This window comes from Schlegelella aquatica (assembly GCF_026013905.1).
Classification (GTDB): domain Bacteria; phylum Pseudomonadota; class Gammaproteobacteria; order Burkholderiales; family Burkholderiaceae_C; genus Caldimonas; species Caldimonas aquatica.
In genome coordinates, this window is sequence record NZ_CP110257.1 from 1,098,374 (window position 1) to 1,112,813 (window position 14,440).

Annotated in this window: 15 protein-coding genes; 9 read left to right on the plus strand and 6 right to left on the minus strand. The window is 68.8% G+C overall.

Annotated features, from left to right (window positions below; genetic code table 11):
• Positions 1–6 precede the first annotated feature (6 nt).
• Positions 7–816: an ABC transporter ATP-binding protein gene (locus tag OMP39_RS04975; protein ID WP_264893688.1), complete on the plus strand. Its 810-nt coding sequence runs from the start codon at positions 7–9 to the stop codon at positions 814–816.
• Between the two features lie 14 nt (positions 817–830).
• Positions 831–2,675 (plus strand): AMP-dependent synthetase/ligase, encoded by a 1,845-nt coding sequence (locus OMP39_RS04980; RefSeq protein ID WP_264893689.1) that lies wholly within the window; start codon positions 831–833, stop codon positions 2,673–2,675.
• Here OMP39_RS04980 and OMP39_RS04985 read toward each other — a convergent pair.
• Positions 2,630–2,851 carry a hypothetical protein gene (locus OMP39_RS04985; RefSeq protein ID WP_264893690.1) on the minus strand — a complete coding sequence of 74 codons (222 nt, stop codon included), beginning with the start codon at positions 2,849–2,851 and terminating at the stop codon, positions 2,630–2,632. The two genes, OMP39_RS04980 and OMP39_RS04985, sit on opposite strands and share 46 nt — an antisense overlap.
• A gap of 200 nt (positions 2,852–3,051) precedes the next feature.
• Between OMP39_RS04985 and OMP39_RS04990 the strand changes: the two genes are divergently transcribed.
• From OMP39_RS04990 to OMP39_RS05000, 3 genes are all read left to right on the plus strand, one after another.
• Complete coding sequence (locus OMP39_RS04990) at positions 3,052–3,594, plus strand: Spy/CpxP family protein refolding chaperone (RefSeq protein ID WP_264893691.1); 543 nt, start codon at positions 3,052–3,054, stop codon at positions 3,592–3,594.
• A gap of 121 nt (positions 3,595–3,715) precedes the next feature.
• Positions 3,716–4,438, plus strand: coding sequence for a winged helix-turn-helix domain-containing protein (locus OMP39_RS04995; protein WP_264893692.1), 723 nt, complete (start codon positions 3,716–3,718; stop codon positions 4,436–4,438).
• A gap of 14 nt (positions 4,439–4,452) precedes the next feature.
• Positions 4,453–5,781, plus strand: a complete 1,329-nt coding sequence (locus OMP39_RS05000; protein WP_264893693.1) for a sensor histidine kinase — start codon at positions 4,453–4,455, stop codon at positions 5,779–5,781.
• A 16-nt stretch (positions 5,782–5,797) separates the two neighbouring features.
• Here the strand turns inward: OMP39_RS05000 and OMP39_RS05005 are convergent, their stop codons facing one another.
• The gene (locus OMP39_RS05005; protein ID WP_264893694.1) at positions 5,798–6,271 is read right to left on the minus strand and encodes a DUF3717 domain-containing protein; all 474 of its coding nucleotides are present in this window, start codon (positions 6,269–6,271) and stop codon (positions 5,798–5,800) included.
• An 18-nt stretch (positions 6,272–6,289) separates the two neighbouring features.
• Complete coding sequence (locus OMP39_RS05010) at positions 6,290–7,609, minus strand: tryptophan--tRNA ligase (protein WP_264893695.1); 1,320 nt, start codon at positions 7,607–7,609, stop codon at positions 6,290–6,292.
• A gap of 161 nt (positions 7,610–7,770) precedes the next feature.
• On the opposite strand from OMP39_RS05010, the gene purN reads away from it, so the two are divergent.
• The 3 genes from purN to OMP39_RS05025 all read left to right on the plus strand — a co-directional run bounded on the left by purN (position 7,771) and on the right by OMP39_RS05025 (position 11,105).
• Positions 7,771–8,397 (plus strand): phosphoribosylglycinamide formyltransferase, encoded by a 627-nt coding sequence (gene purN, locus OMP39_RS05015; protein ID WP_264893696.1) that lies wholly within the window; start codon positions 7,771–7,773, stop codon positions 8,395–8,397.
• 22 nt (positions 8,398–8,419) lie between these two features.
• Entirely contained in the window at positions 8,420–9,676 is a 1,257-nt protein-coding gene (locus tag OMP39_RS05020; RefSeq protein ID WP_264893697.1) for an RsmB/NOP family class I SAM-dependent RNA methyltransferase, read from the plus strand.
• Positions 9,677–9,872: 196 nt separating this feature from the next.
• Positions 9,873–11,105 (plus strand): DesA family fatty acid desaturase, encoded by a 1,233-nt coding sequence (locus OMP39_RS05025; RefSeq protein ID WP_264893698.1) that lies wholly within the window; start codon positions 9,873–9,875, stop codon positions 11,103–11,105.
• A 446-nt stretch (positions 11,106–11,551) separates the two neighbouring features.
• On the opposite strand, the gene rpmG is transcribed toward OMP39_RS05025, so the two are convergent.
• From rpmG to trxB, 3 genes are all read right to left on the minus strand, one after another.
• Positions 11,552–11,719, minus strand: a complete 168-nt coding sequence (gene rpmG / locus OMP39_RS05030) for a 50S ribosomal protein L33 (protein ID WP_264893699.1) — start codon at positions 11,717–11,719, stop codon at positions 11,552–11,554.
• A gap of 23 nt (positions 11,720–11,742) precedes the next feature.
• Entirely contained in the window at positions 11,743–11,976 is a 234-nt protein-coding gene (gene rpmB / locus OMP39_RS05035; protein ID WP_264893700.1) for a 50S ribosomal protein L28, read from the minus strand.
• Positions 11,977–12,272: 296 nt separating this feature from the next.
• Positions 12,273–13,232: a thioredoxin-disulfide reductase gene (gene trxB, locus OMP39_RS05040; protein WP_264893701.1), complete on the minus strand. Its 960-nt coding sequence runs from the start codon at positions 13,230–13,232 to the stop codon at positions 12,273–12,275.
• Between the two features lie 221 nt (positions 13,233–13,453).
• Between trxB and OMP39_RS05045 the strand changes: the two genes are divergently transcribed.
• On the plus strand, positions 13,454–14,146 hold the full coding sequence (locus OMP39_RS05045; RefSeq protein ID WP_264893702.1) for a Crp/Fnr family transcriptional regulator: 693 nt from the start codon (positions 13,454–13,456) through the stop codon (positions 14,144–14,146).
• The last annotated feature ends 294 nt before the right edge of the window (positions 14,147–14,440 follow it).

Below are 14,440 nucleotides of genomic sequence, written 5' to 3' on the forward strand. Positions count from 1 at the left end.
CCGTCCATGGATGCGAGCCCGATCCTGCAGATCAACAACATCGAGGTGATCTACAACAAGGCCGTGCAGGTGCTGCGCGGCCTGTCGCTCGCGGTGCCGCGCGGGCGCATCGTGGCATTGCTGGGCAGCAATGGGGCCGGCAAGACCACGACGTTGAAGGCCGTCTCGCGGTTGCTGGACCTCGAGGATGGCGAGATGCCCAAGGGCGAGGTCCGGTTCGACGGACGGGATGTGCGGCACCTCGCGGCGCACGAGCTCGTGCGCTCGGGGCTGTCGCACGTGATGGAAGGCCGGCACGTGTTCGAGGACCTCACGGTGGAAGAAAACCTCGTCGCGGCCACCTACGCGCTCACCGGGCGCAAGGCCGTCAAGGCCGACTTCGACCTGGTGTACGGCTACTTTCCGCGGCTGCACGAGCGCCGGCGGGGCTTGGCCGGTTACCTCTCGGGGGGCGAGCAGCAGATGCTGGCCATCGGCCGGGCGCTGCTGGCGCGGCCCAAGCTGATGCTGCTCGACGAACCGTCGCTCGGCTTGTCCCCCGTCCTCGTCGACAGCATCTTCGACATCATCGCGCGCATCAACGCGGAGCAGGGGGTGTCCATGCTGCTGGTCGAGCAGAACGCCTCGGTCGCGCTCTCCGTGGCCCACTATGGCTACATCATGGAGATGGGCAAGGTCGTGATCGATGGCACCTCCCAGCGCCTGAAGGCCGATGCCGACGTGCGGGAGTTCTATCTGGGCATCGGGGGAGCGGGCACGCACAAGAGCTTCCGCGACCTCAAGCACTACAAGCGTCGCAAGCGCTGGTTGTCATGAGCGAAGGCGCACCGATGGACGAGCTGCCTGTGAAGACCGTGCCGCAGATGTGGCGCGAGCATGCCCAGCGCCGGCCCGACGCCGTGGCGCTGCGCCAGAAGGACTACGGCATCTGGCGCCCCTGGACCTGGAGCGAGTGTTACCGTCGCGCCCGCCATGTGGGCCTGGGCCTGCGCTCGCTGGGGCTCGATGTCGGGGGCCATGTCGGCGTGGTCTCCGAGAACCGCCTCGAATGGGTGCTCGCGCAGCTCGGCGCGGGCCTGGTGGGCGGCGTCACCGTCGGGGTGTATCCCACCAGCCCCACTCCGGAGGTGGCCTATGTCCTGGAGCATGCCGACGTCGAGATCGTCGTGTGCGAGGACCAGGAACAAAGCGACAAGGTGCTCGAAGCCCTGCCGCAGCTGCCCCGCCTGCGCCACGTGGTGGTGATCGAGAAGAAGGGTCTGCGCGACACGCTGCGCGCGCAAGGAGGCCGTGTGCTCTCGTTCGAGGAACTCGAGCAGCGGGGCGCGCAGGCCGAGGCCCGTGAGGGCGGATTCATCGACGAAGTGCTGCGGGCCCAGCAGCTGTGCGATCTGGCACTGATGATCTACACCTCCGGATCGACCGGCCGCCCGAAAGGCGCGATGATCACCTACGCCAACATCCGCGCCGTGGTGCCCGGCATCGTCGAGCGGGTGGGGCTGGACGAGCACACCTCGCACTTGTCGTATCTGCCGCTGTGCCACGTGGCCGAGCAGATGCTCACCGTGTTCTGTCCCGCCTACCTCGGCTCGACGGTGAGCTTCGGCGAGTCGATACGCACGGTGCAGGAGGACCTGCGGGAGCTGGCGCCGAACGTGTTCCTCGGCGTGCCGCGGATCTGGGAAAAGCTGCACGCTTCGATCAACATCAAGATGCAGGAGACGGGCCGCCTGCGGCGCGGGCTGTTCGAGTGGGCGATGCGGCTTTGCGAACCCTTCGCAGAGAAGGCACCGGCCCAGCGCACGGTGCGGGAGCAGTGGCTGTTCGGGCTGTGCTACCTGCTGGTCTTTCGCGCGCTGCAGAACTTCATCGGGCTGCGCCGCGTGCGGCGCGCGCTCACCGGGGCGGCGCCCATACCGCCAGCCATCGTGCGCTTCTTCCGCACCCTCGGTGTGCCCCTCGTGGAGGTCTACGGCCTGACCGAATCGACCGGCATGATCACCGGCCAGCGTCCCGACCGCGTGCGCATCGGGACGGTGGGCGAGCCCACCCTGGGCGTCGAGTACCGGTTGTCCGAGCAGGGCGAACTCCTGGTGCGCGGCGGCATGGTCTTCGCCGGGTACTACAAGAACCCGCAGGCGACGGCAGAAGCCATCCGGGACGGATGGCTGCATACCGGCGATGTCGTGCGGGAGGAGGACGGTCAGCTGCGCATCGTGGACCGCCTGAAGGACATCATGATCACCGCGGGCGGCAAGAACCTCACGCCCAGCGAGATCGAGAACACGATGAAGGCGAGCCCCTACATCAAGGAGTGCATCGTCATTGCCGACGCGCGGCCGTACGTGACGGCGCTCATCCAGATCGACGCGGAGACCGTCGGCAAGTGGGCGGAGTCCCGGCGCATCGCGTTCACGCACTTCCGCTCGCTGGTCGAGCATGACGAGGTGCGCCGGCTGATCGAGGGGGAGGTCGAGCGCGGCAACAGCCAGCTTGCGCAGGTGGCTCGCATCCGCAAGTTCCACCTGCTCACCAAGGAGCTCGACCACGACGACGGCGAGGTCACGGCCACGATGAAGGTGCGGCGCAAGGCCATCTACGCCGCCTACGCGCGCGAGATCGAGTCGCTTTACGCCTCGGGCCGCTCCGAAGCCGCCGACCGCGCAGCGGCCTGAGCATACCGGGCGTGCTGCCGCTCCTCGTGCGCCACCGCGTGCGGCGCATCGAAGGGGTAGGCATCGAGCACCGACTCGGCGAACGAGCGCGCCGAAGGCGTGGCCCGGCTGTCCGCGCGCACCCGGGCGGCGATCTCCAGCAGGCGCCGCCAGGCGTCTTCGTAAGGACTTTGCATGGTCAACCTCCCTGTTCTTTCAGGCATCTTCAGGCGAAACCGAGTGTTCTGCTTCTGGCAGGGTTGACAGTGCCGGCCCGTAAGCCGGCCCGCGCCGCCCGTTCGCTTCACAGTTCTTTACCCCCGCACCACGGGGCCTTCACGCTTCGCGCTCACCATCAGCACCGTGGGCTTCGCCCCCATTGCTCAAGGAGTTGAAGATGTCGCGTTTCCCCGCTTTGCATCGGGTGTCCCCCCGCCGGACCCTTTCGCTCGCCGCTGCCGTGGCGGTCTCCCTCGCCGCTCTGACGGCCAGCCCCGCCTGGGCGCACGGCCCGCGCCACGGTGACCCCGGCATGGGCGCGCAGGGCATGTTCATGGCCGGCCCCGAGCGCGTCCAGCGCATGGTCGATCACTGGCTGCGCGATCTGAATGCCACCCCCGAGCAGCGCCAGCAGATCGTGCAGATCGCCGAGAGCGCCGCCAAGGACCTGGGAGCGCTGCGCGACTCTCGCAAGGCTCTGCGCGAAGAAGGGCTGCGGCTCTTCACCCAGCCCACGGTCGATGCGAACGCGGTCGAGTCCCTGCGTCAACGTCAGCTCGCTTTGCACGACCAGACCTCCCGACGGATGAGCCAGGCGATGCTCGAGGTGAGCCGCGTCCTCACCCCTGAGCAGCGGCAGACACTGGCCGAGCGCATGAAGCAACGTGCCCAGCGCTGGGAAGAACACCGCCGCGGCCAACCGGGCTCGCCCGGCCGCTGAAGTCCGACGGGCCGGTCGGCTGCGTGACGGCGCGCGGGCTCCGGGGCGGGGCCGCTGCAGCGGCCCCGCGCCGCAAGGGCAGCGGCCTGCGCGTATGCTTCGTGCGTTCCGGAGCACCTGCATGTCTGCCCGCATCCTCCTCACCGACGATGACCTGCGTTTGACAGGCCTGGTCGGCGACTATCTCCGTCAGGCCGGCTTCTTCGTCGAGACGGCGCCCACCCTGCAATCGGCCCGGGAGGCGCTCGGGCGCCGGGACGCGGCGTACGACGCGCTCGTGCTGGACCTCATGCTGCCCGACGGCGACGGCCTCGAGCTGTGCCGGGAGCTGCGGGCCGAAGCCCGCCACCGCCATCTGCCGATCCTGATGCTCACGGCCCGCGGCGAGCCGATGGACCGAGTCGTCGGGCTGGAGCTGGGCGCGGACGACTACCTGCCCAAGCCGTTCGAACCCCGCGAACTGCTCGCCCGGCTGCGTGCGGTGCTGCGCCGCAGTGTGGCCGCGCCGGCACCTGACGACGGCGATGTGCTGCGCTTCGGCCGCCTGGACATCGACCTCGGTGCGCGCGTGGCGCGGGTCGACGGCCGCGAGCGCGATCTCACCGGTTATCAGTTCCAGCTGCTGGTCGTTCTCGCCCGCCATGCCGGGCGGGTGATGTCGCGCGACCAGATCATGGATGCGCTGAAGGGCCACGCGTTGGAAGCGTTCGATCGCTCCATCGACGTGCACATCTCCCGCATCCGTGCCGCGATCGAGGACGACCCCAAGAACCCGCGGCGCATCCTCACCGTGCGCGGGACCGGCTATGTCTTCGCGCGCAAGCAGGATGCCGACCCGGCCTGAAGCCCCCATTCACCGTGAAGAGCCTGTACCTGCGCATCTATCTCACCGTCGTCGCGGTGCTGCTGCTGTTCGCGCTCCTGGCCGGCTGGTTGTTCCAGCGCAACATCGAGCACGCGCGCGAGCAGGACCGGGTGGTCTGGGGAGACCGTCTCGCCGCTTGGGGCGAGCTCGCGCAGCACGCATTGCCGGACGCTGACGCTCCCCGCGCGGAGCAGGCCGACGCGCTGGAGGAGTGGTCGCAGCGGCTGCGCGTGCCGCTCGCACTCGACGATGCCTCGGGTCGGCGCATTGCGAGCAGCGCCCTGTACGAGCGCATCGAGCGCGAGGGCGCGAGACGGCGGCTGCGGCTGCCGCTCGGCGACGGCCGGGTGCTGTGGGTGCTGCGGCCGCAGCGCCTCGGGCCGCTCGCCGAGGGGCCCCCGGGCCGCGGCCCCGAGGCACGACACCATCCGCCGCCGGCCCTCGTGGAGCCCCCGTGGTTCCTGCGCGGGGGCGGCCTGGTTGCGGCGCTGGTCGTGTTGTTCATCGCCGTATCGGCCGGAGCGTACCCGGTGGTGCGCCGGCTCACGAGGCAGCTCGAGGCGCTCAAACGCGGCGTCGAGACGTTCGGCTCCGGCGAACTGAGCCATCGCGTGGCGGTGTCCGGCCGGGACGAAGTGGCCGCCGTGGCGGCGAGTTTCAACCAGGCGGCCGAGCGCATCGAGGCGCTCGTGAGGTCTCACCAGTCGCTGCTGGCCAATGCCTCGCATGAGCTGCGTTCGCCGCTGGCGCGTTTGAAGATGGCCCTGTCCCTGCTGGAGACTGCCGAGCCGCAAGCACGCGCCCGCTTGCAGCAGGAGATCGCGCACAACATCCGGGAACTCGACACCCTGGTCGAAGAAGTGCTCTTCGCCAGTCGGCTCGACGCCATGCCCTCACTGGAGCGCGGGCCGGTCGACCTGCTCGGGCTGGCTGCGGAGGAAGGCGTGCGGTTCGGCGCCGAGCTGGAAGGCGAGCCATTGGTCGTCGCCGCGGACGAGCGGCTCGTGCGGCGGGTATTGCGCAACCTGCTCGAGAACGCCCGCCGCTATGCGCCGCAGACGCCGCCGATGGTCCAGGTGCGCCGGGGCCCAGGCTGCGCCGAGCTGAGGGTGTGCGATCGCGGTTCGGGGGTGCCCGCCGACCAGCGCGAGCGCATCTTCGAGCCGTTCTATCGCCTGCGCGGCCATGCCGAGCACGCCGGGGGCGTGGGCCTGGGGCTGAGCCTCGTGCGCCAGATCGCGAGGCGGCACGGCGGCGACGCTCGCTGCGAGGCGCGCGAGGGCGGGGGCAGCTGCTTCGTCGTGACGTTGCCGCTCGGCTGAGCCGTTCAGCGCCGTCTCACGCGGCGCCCGATCCCTGCGCCCGGGCCGCCCCGGTGCTGTCGCCCGGCCGGCCGTGATCGTTCGCCGCCTCGCGGGCCCGCTCCGCATAACGGTTGAAGCGCCAGGCCGTGCCTTGCATCGTGATGCGTCGCCACACGCAGCGCTTCTGCGCGGGCGTCATCTCGGGCCAGAACTGCACTTCGTCGAAGCTGCGGCCGCAGCCCTTGCAGATCTCGTCGCCCTGGCTCGTGGAGCAGATGGCGATGCAAGGCGTGTCGGGCGTCGAGCGGTACCACTCGAGCCAAGCCTCCTTGGCCTTGCGCGGCATGGTGTCCTCGTCGCATTCCTGCTCGCGGTAGTACACCATCAGCGCATACACCTCGGCCAGGGCTCGCACCGGCGCACAGGCGGTGATGCCGTCGGGCGAGGGCTCGCGCTCGCGCCACCAGTTGATCGCTGCCTCGATGTCGGTGATGTGGATGCCGGCCATGCTGCACCTTCGGGGCCGTCACTCCTGGGCGGCCGCCAGGGCGTCCAGGGCAGCCGCGACCTGCTCGGGAGAGACCTCGGCGCCCCGCTCGACCGGGGCGCCGGCCAGGGCCGCCGAGCCCTCGGTCTTGAGGCGCTTGACCCAGGCCCCGGCCTCCCGTCCTTCCGCAAAGCCGGTACTTTGCAGCAGCACGCTGCCGTCGTGCGCCGTGAGCTTGAAGTAGAAGCGCCCGTCGGCCTCCCGGTATTGCTTGAAGACAGGCAGTGCCGCGTGCGCGGCCCCCGCCGCACGGCCGCCCGCGGCGGTCTTGGGTTGCGCCAGCGGCTTGAGGGGCCGCAGCCCCACAGCCTCGCGCAGTTCGGCCAGCAGCGGGCGCGCCACCGCCCGGGCCTTGCGCGCGCCTTCCTGCAGGATCTCCTCGATGCGCTCCGGATGGGCCATCAGCTCCTCGTACCGCGGACGCATCGGGCCGATGTGCGCCTCGATCAGGTCCACCAGCCGCTGCTTGGCCTCGCCCCAGGCCAAGCCGGCGCGCAGGTCGGCACGGAACTGTTGCCGCTGCGGCGGGGTGGCAAACGCGTCCCAGATGGTGACGAGGTGCGAGGCGTCCGGGTCCTTCGGCTCGCCGGGCAGGCGCGAATCGGTCACGATGCGGGCCACCGCCTCCTTCAAGCCCCTGGCGCCGCCCTCGAAGAGGGGGATGGTGTTGTCATAGCTCTTGGACATCTTGCGACCGTCCAGGCCCGGCAGGGTGGCCAGTTCCTCGTCGATCTGCGCCTGCGGCAGCACCAAGAGCTCGCGGCCCTGACCGTAGAGGTGGTTGAAGCGCTGCGCCACGTCGCGCGCCATCTCGATGTGCTGCACCTGGTCGCGCCCGACCGGCACGCGGTGCGCCTTGAACATGAGGATGTCGGCCGCCATCAGGATGGGGTAGCAGTACAGCCCCATCGTCACTCCTGCGTCCGGGTCCTCGCCGGCTGCGACGTTGGCGTCGGTGGCCGCCTTGTAGGCATGGGCGCGGTTCATCTGGCCCTTGGCCGTCACGCAGGTAAGCAGCCACGTGAGCTCCGTGATCTCCGGAATGTCGCTTTGGCGGTAGAAGGTCACGCGCTCGGGGTCCAGCCCGGCGGCCAGCCACGTGGCGGCGATCTCCAGGCGCGAGCGTTCGATGCGCGCCGGGTCGTCGCACTTGATGAGTGCGTGGAAGTCGGCCAGGAAGAAGAAGCTCTCCACCCCTTCGGCCCGGCTCGCCTCGATGGACGGCCGGATGGCGCCCACATAGTTGCCGAGGTGAGGGGTGCCGGTGGTGGTGATGCCGGTCAGTACGCGTTCGGTCATGTCGGTCGGGAGGTGAAACGGGCGCAGCCGCCCCGCGGCCGGCGCGCTGCCACGGCGCCAAAGGCAGGGGCACGACAGCAGGCGCGGCCGGCGCCACGCGGCGGGAATGGCGCATTGTAGGGACGCGGGCCTTGGCGCGCCGCCCGTTACACTGCCGGCCCATGAAGCGCATCGTGATCCTGATTTCCGGCCGAGGCTCCAATATGGAAGCGGTCGTGCGCGCGTGCCATGCCGAGGGATGGCCGGCGCAGGTGGCCGCCGTCATCAGCAACCGGCCGCAGGCCGCGGGCCTGCAGTTCGCCGCTTCGCACGGCATCGCGACCGGCGTGGTCGATCACACGCGCTATGCGAGCCGCGAGGCCTTCGACGAGGCGCTGGCACAGGAGATCGACCGCCATCGCCCGGACCTCGTCGTGCTTGCGGGCTTCATGCGCATCCTCACACCGGCCTTCGTGTCGCGCTACGCGGGGCGGTTGCTCAACATCCACCCCTCGCTGTTGCCGGCCTTTCCGGGCCTGCACACGCACCGCCGGGCCATCGAGGCCGGCTGCAAGATCGCCGGGGCGACGGTCCACTTCGTCACGGCCGAACTCGACCACGGCCCCATCGTCATCCAGGCGGCGGTGCCGGTGCTCCCCGGCGACGACGAGGCCGCCCTGGCAGCGCGCGTGCTCGCCAAGGAGCATGTGATCTACCCCCGCGCGGTGCGATGGTTCGTGGAAGACGCCCTGCAAGTCGACGGCCTGCAGGTGCGTCACCGCACGGGCGAGCCGCAGCTCGTGCTGTAGCGGGGCGGGGATAATCGCGGGAATGCATCCGAATGCACTCCTCGATCTCGCCACCGAACTGCTCAAACAGGTCCTCGAGTTCGACGCGCCGGCCGACGGCGTCGTCTCGAGCTTCTTCCGTCGCCACCGCACGCTCGGCCCTCGCGAGCGGCATACCCTGGCCGAAACCATCTATGCGGTGCTGCGGCGGCGGTTGCTCTACCAGCACTTGGCTCAGTCCGGCTCGGGGCCGCTGGAACGGCGACTGGCCATCCTCGGCTGGCAGGGCAACGACTCGTTCCTGCGCGCCGCTTTGGCCTCGCACGAGCAGACGTGGTGGGAGCAGGCCCGGGCGGTGGACATCTCCACCTTGCCCGAGAAGCTGCGCCACAACCTGCCGGACTGGCTGGCCGGCGCCTTGAAGTCGGCGCTGGGCGAGGAGTTTTGGCCACTGGCCGAGAGCCTGCACGAACCCGCGCCGCTGGACCTGCGCGTCAACGTGCTCAAGGCCAAACGCGAGGCGGTGATGGCCGAGCTGGCCGCCGCGGGCGTCCAGGCCACGCCCACGCCGTACTCACCCTGGGGTCTGCGCGTGCAAGGCAAGCCCGCCTTGCAGAAGATGGAGATCTACCTGCGCGGCGACGTCGAGGTGCAAGACGAAGGCAGCCAGTTGCTGGCCCTGCTCGTGGGGCCCAAGCGCGGCGAGATGGTGGTGGACTTCTGCGCGGGCGCGGGAGGCAAGACGCTGGCCTTGGGCGCTGCCATGCGCAACACGGGCCGGCTGTACGCCCTCGACGTCTCCGCCCACCGCCTGGAGCAGCTCAAGCCCCGTCTGGCCCGCAGCGGCCTGTCCAACGTCTATCCGTCCCAGATCGCCCACGAGCGCGACGAGCGTGTGAAGCGCCTGGCGGGCAAGGTCGACCGCGTGCTCGTGGATGCACCGTGCTCGGGCCTGGGCACGCTGCGTCGCAACCCCGACCTCAAGTGGAGGCAGTCGCCGAAGGCGATCGAGGAGCTACGCGCCAAGCAGGATGCGATCCTCGCCAGCGCCGCGCGACTCCTCAAGCCAGGGGGGCGCCTGGTGTATGCCACTTGCAGCATCCTGCCCGAGGAGAACCAGGCCGTGGCCGCCGCCTTCTCCGACCAGCACCGTGATTTCGTACCGGTTTCGGCGGCCGAGATCCTCGAGCAGGCGAAAGTGCCGGACGCGCAATCGTTGGTCGACGATGCTTACTTACGATTGTGGCCTCACCGTCACGCCACCGACGGTTTTTTTGCGGCCGTGTGGGAACGCCGCTAGCGCCAGCGGCTCCAACCCTGCGCGACCGGGCCTCGCGCGCCCGTTACGCGGTGCGGGGAGCAGGCGCGCTATTTGATACAGCTCAAATGCACAGGCCCTGTCCGGGCGATACCCGGTGAAACTCGGGTGTATTCCTGCGGGGCCCTGAGCGCCTGCTGACTTAAAATCCGCGCACTTCTCTGTAGGGTTTCGTTAGATGTCTGAATTCTCGATCGTGTGGGACAGCCTGGTCGACTGGCTCGCCAACGGCATGGCCGACGCTGCCTGGTGGCAGATCGTCCTGTACACCTTGGCACTCACCCACATCACCATTGCCTCCGTCACGATCTTCCTGCACCGTTCGCAGGCTCACCGTGCGCTCGACTTGCACCCCGCGGTCGCGCACTTCTTCCGTTTCTGGCTGTGGATGACCACCGGCATGGTCACCAAGGAATGGGTCGCGATCCACCGCAAGCACCATGCCAAGTGCGAGCGCGAGGAAGACCCGCACAGCCCCCAGGTCTTCGGCATCCGCAAGGTGCTGCTGGAAGGCTCCGAGCTCTATCGCACCGAGGCCAAGAACCAGGAAACGCTCGCCAAGTACGGCCACAACACGCCGGACGACTGGATCGAGCGCCACCTGTACAGCCGCTACACCTGGCAGGGTGTCGGCCTCATGCTCATCATCAACCTGGCGCTGTTCGGTGCGGTGGGCCTGACGGTGTGGGCGGTGCAGATGCTGTGGATCCCCGTGACGGCGGCCGGCATCATCAACGGCATTGGTCACTACTGGGGGTACCGCAACTTCGAGGCGGCCGATGCCAGCACCAACATCTTCCCCTGGGGCATCGTGATCGGCGGCGAAGAGCTGCACAACAACCACCACACCTACCCGACGTCGGCCAAGCTCTCCGTCAAGAAGTACGAGTTCGACATCGGGTGGCTGTACATCCGCACGCTGGAACTGCTGGGGCTGGCCAAGGTCCGCAAGGTGCCGCCCATGCTCAAGCTGGGCGAGGTGCGGCCGGTGCCCGACGCCCACACGCTGGAAGCCATCGTCGCGCACCGCTACGAGCTGATGGCCCGTTACGGCCGGGCGCTCAAGGCGGCGTGCCGCGACGAGCTGCGCGCCCTCAAGGACGCCGGCGCGGAGAACACCGCCAAGTGGCGCCAACTGCGACTGGCCAAGCGCTGGCTGCACCGCGACGAGGACCGCATCCCGTCTCACCTGCGAGAGCAGATCGCCCATGCCTGCGCCCACTCGCCGGCCTTGGCCAAGCTCGTGGCCATGCGGGCCGAGCTGCGCCAACTCTGGACGCGCACGAACGTCTCGGCCGAGCAACTGGTGGCAGACCTGCAAGCATGGTGCAAGCGCGCCGAGGAAAGCGGCATCGCGGCCTTGCAGGACTTCGCCCTCAAAATCAAGGCGGCGCAGCCGGTACGGGCCTGAGCCCGGCCCTGCGCCGGACAGCTCACAGCACAGAGGCGCCCCCGGGCGCCTCTTTCTTGTGCCTGCCGTCTGATGCCACGGCGGGCCCCACGCCCTACGCACCCAGCAGCGCTCTCCGCCGCTGCTCTGCCAAAGCTGCTCTGCCAAGGCTGCTCTGCCAAGGCTGCTCTGCCAAGGCTGCTCTGCCAAAGCTGCTCTGCCAAAGCTGCTCTGCCAAAGCTGCTCTGCCAAAGCTGCTCTGCCAAAGCTGCTCTGCCAAAGCTGCTCTGCCAAAGCTGCTCTGCCAAGGCTGCGCTCTCCCAAGGCTGCTTTGCCGGGGCTGCCTGCCCACGCCCGGCCTTGGCTCCGCTCTCGCGCACCCGCTCCTTCGCCCCCGAGGAAGACGGGACGACAAAAAACCCGCCGGGCGGACTGCCGGGCGGGTTCTCGAGGGGAAAGGGGCCGAATTACTTCAGCTTCACTTCCTTGTAGAGGACGTGTTTGCGCGCCTTCGGATCGAACTTCATCAGTTCCATCTTCTCGGGCGTCGTCTTCTTGTTCTTGGTCGTGGTGTAGAAGTGACCGGTGCCGGCGGTCGACTCCAGCTTGATCTTTTCGCGAGCGGTCTTGGCCATGGTGTGGGCTCCTTACGGCGAGATCAGAGTTCGCCCTTGGCGCGCAGCTCGGCGACGACCTGGTCGATGCCGACCTTGTCGATCAGGCGCAGCGCGGCGTTGCTCACGCGCAGGCGCACCCAGCGGTTCTCGCTCTCGAGCCAGAAGCGACGGTACTGCAGGTTGGGCAGGAAGCGGCGCTTCGTTTTGTTGTTGGCGTGGGACACATGGTTGCCCACCATCGGGCGCTTGCCCGTAACTTGACAGACGCGTGCCATGACGCTTCTCCGTTTCAATCTCGGTTCAGATTCGACGCCCAGAGCAGGCGGTCGCGGCGGTGTTCCTGCGCTACCGGCGCCCGCTTGATGGGAGCCCTTGAAGGGCCTCGCCGAGCCGGCGCGGCCGGGGCTTTCGCCTGCCTGCCACGCCTGCCGCGGCGCAAGACCTTTCGATGTGCTGCCAGAAGTCTTCGGGCCCGCGGCGTGACGCTGCGAACCCAACGAAAACCCCTGCCACCAACGGCAAAGACAGCGATTATAGCCGTATTCCGCGCCGGCCGCGATGCCCGGTGCAATCAGCCGGCGGACTGCTCCAGGAACCGCTGCGCGTCGAGCGCCGCCATGCAGCCCGTGCCGGCACTGGTGATCGCCTGGCGGTACACATGGTCCTGCACGTCGCCGGCGGCGAAGACGCCCGGCACGCTCGTCATCGTCGCCAAGCCTTCGTGGCCCGAGCGCGTGAGGATGTAGCCGTCCTTCATCTCGAGCTGGCCCTTGAAGATCTCGGTGTTGGGTTGGTGGCCGATGGCGATGAAGCAGCCCTTGAGCGGGATCTCCTCGGTACGGCCGTCGTTGAGGTGCTTGATCCGCACGCCGGTCACGCCGGAGTCGTCGCCGAGCACCTCGTCGAGGACGTAGAAGAGCTTGAGCTCGATCTTGCCCGCCGCCACCTTCTCCATCAGCTTGTCCACCAGAATGGGCTCGGCGCGGAACTTGTCGCGCCGATGGATCAGGGTGACCTTGCGAGCGATGTTGGACAGGTACAGCGCTTCCTCGACCGCGGTGTTGCCGCCCCCCACGACGCACACGTCCTGGTCGCGGTAGAAGAAGCCGTCGCAGGTGGCGCAGCCGCTGACACCCCGGCCCATGAAGGCCTGTTCGGACGGCAGCCCGAGGTACTTGGCCGACGCGCCGGTGGCGATGATCAGCGTGTCGCAGGTGTACACCCCGGCATCCCCTTTGAGCGTGAACGGGCGCTTGCTGAGGTCTGCTTCGTTGATGTGATCGAAGACGATCTCGGTCGCGAAGCGCTCGGCGTGCTGCTGGAAGCGCAGCATCAGGTCGGGCCCGAGCACACCATTCACGTCGGCCGGCCAGTTGTCGACTTCGGTGGTCGTCATCAACTGACCGCCCTGGGCCAAGCCGGTGACCAGCACGGGCTTGAGATTTGCCCGGGCGGCGTAGATGGCGGCGGTATAACCGGCGGGGCCGGAGCCGAGGATCAGGACCTGTGCGTGCTTGACGGGTGTGCTCATGGGACGGGCGCCGTGGCGCGAAGTGGACGAAGGACCCGGGTCGACACTCTCGTTCCTGCCGCTGTCTTCGGTTAGAGTCCGCTTGTGAGATATCTCACGGCCTGCGGCATGCGGGAGTCGACCCGTCAGTATGGCGCCGATTGTAGGGAAGCGGCACGGACGGACGGCCGTTGCGGGCTTTGCAGGATGCGCGAACGAACAACATGGGAAGGTGAACTGTCATGGCGATGCTGTCCAACCTCGACTTGATTCGGCGCGTGCCGCTGTTCTCGATGCTGACCCATGCACAGGCAGAAGCCATTGCTGAGGGGGTCGTCAAGCGACGCTTCCGCCGGGGCGAGATCATCGTCGAGCAGGGGCAGAAGTCCAACGCGCTGTTCATCCTGCTCACCGGCCGCGCGCGCGTGCTCACCTCCGACTCCCGCGGACGCGAGGTCATCCTCGCCATGCTGCATCCTGGCGACTACGTCGGCGAGATGAGTCTGATCGACAACGAGCCGCACTCGGCCACCGTCCGCGCCGAGGTGCAGACCGACGTGCTGGTGCTCGGCCGCGCGGAGTTCGCGCGCTGCCTGCCGGAGAACTCCAGCCTCGCCTACGCCATCATGCGCGGACTCGTGGCGCGGCTGCGGGCCGCCGATCGCCAGATCGAGTCGCTCGCCCTGCTCGACGTGTATGGTCGCGTGGCCCGCACGCTGCTGGACATGGCCGAGGATACGGGCGGCACCCTGATGATCCGCAACAAGGTCTCGCGGCAGGACTTGGCCAAGATCGTCGGCGCCTCGCGCGAGATGGTCAGCCGCGTGATGAAGGACCTGGAAGAGCGGCAGTACGTCGAGACCCAGCCCGACGGGTCGGTGATCATCAAAGAGCGGCTGCAAAGCGGCGGCCGCGCCTCGCGCCACGCCAGCTGAGGCTAGGGGCGGCGCGGCGCCTGCGCCGAGCAGCAGCGCGCCGCCGGCGTACGCCGGGCACTCGAGGCGGGGCGCCCGGCCGCCCCCAGCCGGGCCGTGACCCCGTGGGGGTGGGCGCACGCCCTGGGGCAAAGGAATAGGGCCACCGGGCACCGGGCCCACCCACCGGCCCTCCGGGCGCGGCCCGGTTCGCCTGCGGCGCAGGGCCGGGGGCCGTTTCGTGACTCGGTTTCGCCCCTGCATTCAGCAAGAGCCTGAGCCGTTCGGCCCGGTCGCAAAGACTTTTGTTGCAGC